Annotated in this window: 4 protein-coding genes; 3 read left to right on the top strand and 1 reads right to left on the bottom strand. The window is 34.2% G+C overall.

Annotation, left to right across the window (positions count from 1 at the left end):
- A partial coding sequence (locus HOG71_11570) for an efflux RND transporter permease subunit (GenBank protein MBT5991478.1) occupies positions 1–2,431 on the top strand: 2,431 nt, incomplete at its 5' end.
- A gap of 2 nt (positions 2,432–2,433) precedes the next feature.
- On the top strand, positions 2,434–3,612 hold the full coding sequence (locus HOG71_11565) for a TolC family protein (protein MBT5991477.1): 1,179 nt from the start codon (positions 2,434–2,436) through the stop codon (positions 3,610–3,612).
- Here HOG71_11565 and HOG71_11560 read toward each other — a convergent pair.
- Complete coding sequence (locus HOG71_11560; GenBank protein ID MBT5991476.1) at positions 3,607–4,980, bottom strand: 4Fe-4S binding protein; 1,374 nt, start codon at positions 4,978–4,980, stop codon at positions 3,607–3,609. The two genes, HOG71_11565 and HOG71_11560, sit on opposite strands and share 6 nt — an antisense overlap.
- Before the next feature lie 357 nt (positions 4,981–5,337).
- Between HOG71_11560 and HOG71_11555 the strand changes: the two genes are divergently transcribed.
- Positions 5,338–5,680 (top strand): cyclic nucleotide-binding domain-containing protein (locus HOG71_11555; GenBank protein MBT5991475.1); only part of this gene is annotated, 343 nt, incomplete at its 3' end.

The raw sequence follows: 5,680 nt of genomic DNA, 5'->3' as shown, positions 1-5,680 counted from the left end.
TAATGCAGCAGGTGGCTTTATTAACCAGTTTGGTAAAAAGTATACCATCAGGGGTTTATCACGAACAACAAATAGTGATGAATTGGGCTTGACTGTTGTCAAATTAAAAGATGGCAAACCCATTACGCTTGCTGATGTAGCAGAAGTTAAAATAGGAGGGAGTCCTAGGATTGGTACGGCCTCTTATTCAGGAGATCCTGCAGTTGCAGTAATTATTACAAAGCAACCTGATGTTAATACGGTAAAGATTACTGAAAAATTAAATGATGAGCTTGCAAAAATAAGTGCTGAGTATAATTTAGTAGAAATTCATGAGCCGATTTATGAACAAGCTGGTTTTGTAGAAATCGCTGTGCGGAATGTTATGAAGGTGCTTTTAGAAGGCTCTGTTTTTGTATTTATAGTCCTTTTCTTGTTTTTGTTTAATATAAGAACAACCGTTATTTCCTTGATTACCATACCAATTTCTCTGTTGATTACGATATTGGTTTTGAAAATGCTCGGCTTATCCATTAATACCATGAGTTTGGGTGGAATGGCAATTGCTATCGGTTCTTTAGTTGATGATGCCATAATAGATGTCGAAAACGTATTCAAGCGACTCAAGGAAAATGCTGTTAAGACGGTTAAAGAAAACAAATTGAAGGTGGTTTTTGAGGCATCGAAAGAAATCAGAGCATCTATTTTAAATGCAACATTGATCATTATCATTGCTTTCTTGCCTCTTTTCTTTCTTTCAGGATTTGAAGGCAGAATGTTAAAACCACTTGGGATTTCCTATATGGTGGCATTGGTCAGTTCTTTGGTCGTTGCATTAACTTTAACACCTGTTCTATGTTCTATCTTTTTGTCCAATGATAAATTTTTAAATCGAACACAAAAAGGAAGTTGGATAGAGCGAAATGTAGGAGCAGTATATACGAAAAGTTTAAACTATGCTTTGTCACACAAAAAATTGTTTGTTTTTGGAACTCTTGGTTTATTTGGATTTACGCTGATTGTTTTCATGAATTTCGGGCGAAACTTTCTTCCACCTTTCAACGAGGGCTCATTAACAATAAATGTTGCTTCTGTTCCTGAAATATCATTGGAGGAGTCTGATCGAATAGGTAGGGAAGCAGAACTTGCTTTGCTTGAAATTCCGGAAATAGAAAAAACTTTACGAAAAACAGGACGAGCTGAATTGGCTGAACACTCTTTTGGTGAAAATGTTTCTGAAATTGAAGCTCCATTTTCATTAGATAAAAAATCAAGAGGTGATTTTCTGGTAGAAGTTAGAGATAAACTGAAAGGCATTGCTGGAATTGTCATCACAGTTGGGCAACCAATTAGTCACCGAATCGACCACATGCTTTCAGGTTCAAAAGCCAATATTGCGATCAAGCTTTTTGGCACTGATCTCAGAGAAATGTATGCTTCAGCAAAAAAAATTGAAGAATTAGCAAAAGATATTGAAGGCGTAGCTGATTTAAGTGTCGAGCAACAAATTGAAATCCCTCAAATTAATATCAAACCAAACAGAGCCATGTTGGCAAAATATGGTATCTCAATAAATGAATTTAATGAATTTATCGAAGTCTATTTCAATGGATTAAAGGTCTCCGATGTATTTGAAGAGGAAAGATCATTTGAAATGGTTGTTCGTTTGCCAGATCATTTGAGAAATGATATCAATAAGGTAGGTGATATTCTAATTGATGGAAATAATATAAAAGTACCACTTTCAGAAGTTGCACATATAAAATCAGCATCAGGCCCTACAACAATTCAACGAGAGAATGTACAACGTAAACTGGTTGTTAGCATTAATGTAGAAGGAAGAGATGTTAGAAGCGTTGTCAATGAACTTGACGAAAATATAAAAGCCAAATTAACTTTAAGCGATGATATAAGAATTGTATATGGTGGGCAGTTTGAAAGTGAGGAAAAAGCATCCCGTACACTACTTTTTGCTTCCATTATTGCCTTACTGATTATTTTTGTTTTGCTTTATCAGGAGTTCAAAAGCATTCAACTTTCAGCTATCATTCTAATTAATTTACCACTGGCCTTAATAGGAGGAGTATTTGCCATTTGGCTTACGTCTGCTAATCTAAATATTCCTGCTATTATTGGTTTCATCACTCTTTTTGGGATTGCTACGCGAAATGGACTGTTATTAGTTTCCAGATATCGAAATCTGCAGGAATCGGATATGTCAATTAGGGATATTATCATTAAAGGGTCGGCTGACAGATTGAATCCAATTTTAATGACAGCATTAACAGCTGCACTGGCACTTATCCCCTTGGCGATGGCAGGAACAGAGCCTGGGAATGAAATTCAGAGTCCTATGGCTAAAGTAATACTTGGTGGTTTGATCAGTTCAACTTTTTTGAATATTTATATCATTCCAATAGTTTATTTCATTTATCATAGAAAAAAATCATAGTTATGAACTATCGTTATATCATACTGATGCTCCTGTTTTTGTTTGCACAAAAATTAGCAGCGCAAAATTCTATGGCTGATATACTTAAGCACATAGAAACAAATAATTTAAGCATACAATCGGCAAAACTTGAAAGTGAGGCAAATAGTATTCAAGCTAAAACAGGCCTGCTTCCTGAAAATCCGACTATTACCTACGGTTATTTTCCAGGGAACTCTCCTATTATGGGAGTCAAGGAATTATATACGATTAATCAATCCTTGGAATTTCCTACTAAGTATTTCAGTAAATTTAAGTTAGCTGGAACAAATCAGGAACAAAGTAAAACCAGTTTTTTGTTGGATCGCATGAATGTTTTACTGCATGCAAAAAAACTTTTATGCGACTACATATATGTGTCCCAGTCCCTTCTGATGATATCAGATCGGAAAGAAAATGCTGAGACTTTGCTGACACTTTATGAAAAGCAATTGCAGGCAGGTCAGGTTTCAATTATTGCATTCAATAAAATCCAGTCTTTGTATTTACTGCTTTATGCTAAATACGAAAAAACAAAGCAACTGCAGAATGATCTTCAATCTGAATTAAATAGCATTAATGGAGGAAAGGAACTTGATCTGGATGGATTGAAATACAATAGTGGTGAGATATCAAGTCTGGATGATTTGAAAAAACAATATCAAAGCAAGCATCCCGAATTAATGCTTATTAGCTTGAAATTAAAGTCTGCTGCCTATGATGAAAGCATCCAAAAACAAGAATGGTTGCCAGATATTTTACTGAGTTATCAATCTGAATTCGAACCTAGCGGAAACTACCAAGGCCTTCAGGCTGGCATTAGTATTCCATTGTGGCATCAATCAAAAAAAGTTCAGGCAGCCAAAGCCAATAAGTTGTATATAGGAAGTCATCTCAAAGAGAATGAAACTCGCCTGATTGACGAATTGGACAGAAAGTATACGAAAGCAGAAAGTTTGAAAGAATTAATCGATACATTAGAAAAAAGCCTAAGTACTACATCAAATCGAATGTATTTGGACAAAGCTTTGGAAAGTGGTGAGTTTTCTATTATTGATTATATTAACGAACTGTCTTTTAATTATGAGCTTATCGATTTATATTTGGAAACACAAAGGATTTACTACAAACTTTTAGCAGAAATTTATTCTATCAATTTATAAGGAATGGTTAATTACTTGAATAACAGCTGCACTTGCTAATACAGAAAAATAGACCAATACAATAACATTACTGATATACTTTGCAGATGTTGTTGTATTGGTTGTTTGCATAATTCTTCGAATGCCAATAATAAATCCGTATAGCAATAAAAGTAAACCAATAATCAGTATCAGGAAGCTTAATAATTCGTGCTTGGGAATAACGACAATGCCATCAACAATTTGCTGAGCATACTGCTCTCCACTGAAATCTTTAAGTGAATATTGCCAATAGGGGATTCTCGAAACTGTTTTTAGTAGAGCTTTGAATATATGCGCAAAAGCAATAACTGGAAGTATATATAATGAAATTTGAGCCCATGAATCGAACAAGCTTTCTTTGCTGAAAATTTTTCTCAAATAAGCTCCAATACCCAAAAAAACAAAAGGAAGTAAAACGAAAAGGATGATCCCCTCATTTATTTTTGCAGGAAGTAAGGAGGAGATGCTTAAGGTTTGATAATATTCTGGAAGCCATAATAGTAATTCTTTGCTTTCCTTCCAGCTTGATAGAATTTCATAGACTACAAAACCTGTCAAAAGAAGTATCATTCCAAGTTCGGCACTGTTTAATCGGATACGGCTGTTATTGCTAAATGAAAATTTACTTTTTTTATATTCTATATTTTGATGAGGACAAACTTTGATGCATTGTGAGCAAAGAATGCAGTCATTATTTGTTTCAATGTATGCAGGATAGAGGTTTGAAGTACAGGACCTTCCTGCAATTTCATAATGAAGTTTTTTGCTAATACACTCTTTTGTTTTACAATTTTGGCATGTATCGCTACTTTTAATCCGGATACCAACTTTAGCCAGCAAAGCATATATTCCTAATAGTTTTCCTACCGGACAAAAATAGGAGCAAAATGCTCTTTTCTCAAATACAATAGAAACAAGAATTGATAATCCAAACAAAAAGATCATATAAAGAGCCATTCGATGAGGTAGGCGATGGATTGCCCAGTAATGGATGGCGACAATGGCAATAAATGCATAGAGGATGGTAATTATCCAACCTGATTTAATTGATTTGGGAACTTTTCGCTGAAATCCAAATTTAGCAACCACAGCAGTAACCAATTCCATAGGACAAATCGTACACCAGTGCCTTCCAAATAGTACAGCTGAAACGATAATTAGTGGCCACCAATAGGACCAAACAATTAAATTGGCAAGATTTGTATTTCGTAATTGTTTGGCAAGCGCAGAATCATCAGTTGATATACCAAATCCTATGATGACGATGAAAACAAAGAAGAGCAACGTTATAATCTGAATCCAAAATGGAAATAGCTTTTTGTGGTATAGACCGTTGAGGAATGTCATTGTTTGGATATTACTGAATGAATGATGAAAATAATATTTAAAAGCTGCCTGAACAATGGCAGCTTTTTTCTATTCAATTTTATTATTTGTTGAATTCGTGAGCGTTAGCAGCTAAACTAGCCATTGATATAATGGTCTTTGTTCCTCTTCACAACTTCCTTCCTGAAACAAATAAAATTGAGTGAAACACCCAGCACAAAAACAGTTGCAAGTTATATAAACACATCTTTATATTTTAAAAACGAGATGTATTATTAATTTCATTTACCCTTGTTATATTTGCATCTTTTAAAATAATATGTAGCACTTTTAATTGACAAATGTCAATTGTGTAAGTTGCTGGTTTATATTTGATTTATGAGTTGTTGTGATGATATTGGTTGTTTAAATTGTGATTATAAGTCTTCAATTTTTAATTCCTTAACGGAAAGCCAGCTGAAGTATATGTCTGAAAACAGATATACCGTAGATTATAAAAATGGTGAATTGATTTATAAGCAAGGTACCAAAAGCACGCATGTTATTTCCTTTGTTTCGGGTTTAGCTCAAGTCGTTCATTCTGATAATGGGAGCAATTCACTTGTCTTGAGGCTGATTAAACCCCCAGAATTTATTACAGGCTTAGGTGTGTTCTTTGATGATTTTCATCATTATAGCGTTTCAACCTTAAAACAATCGAGAGTTTGTTTTATTAATATTT

The sequence above is a fragment of the Bacteroidota bacterium genome, from assembly GCA_018698135.1.
Lineage (GTDB): Bacteria > Bacteroidota > Bacteroidia > CAILMK01 > JAAYUY01 > JABINZ01.
Note: the sequence above shows the minus strand (reverse complement) of the source record. Positions and strands in the feature narration are given on the sequence as shown.

Bases quoted from the DNA above. Each gene is read 5' to 3' on its own strand.
- HOG71_11565 (MBT5991477.1), top strand. From the start codon at position 2,434: ATGAACTATCGTTATATCATACTGATGCTCCTGTTTTTGTTTGCACAA.
- HOG71_11560 (MBT5991476.1), bottom strand. From the start codon at position 4,980: ATGACATTCCTCAACGGTCTATACCACAAAAAGCTATTTCCATTTTGG.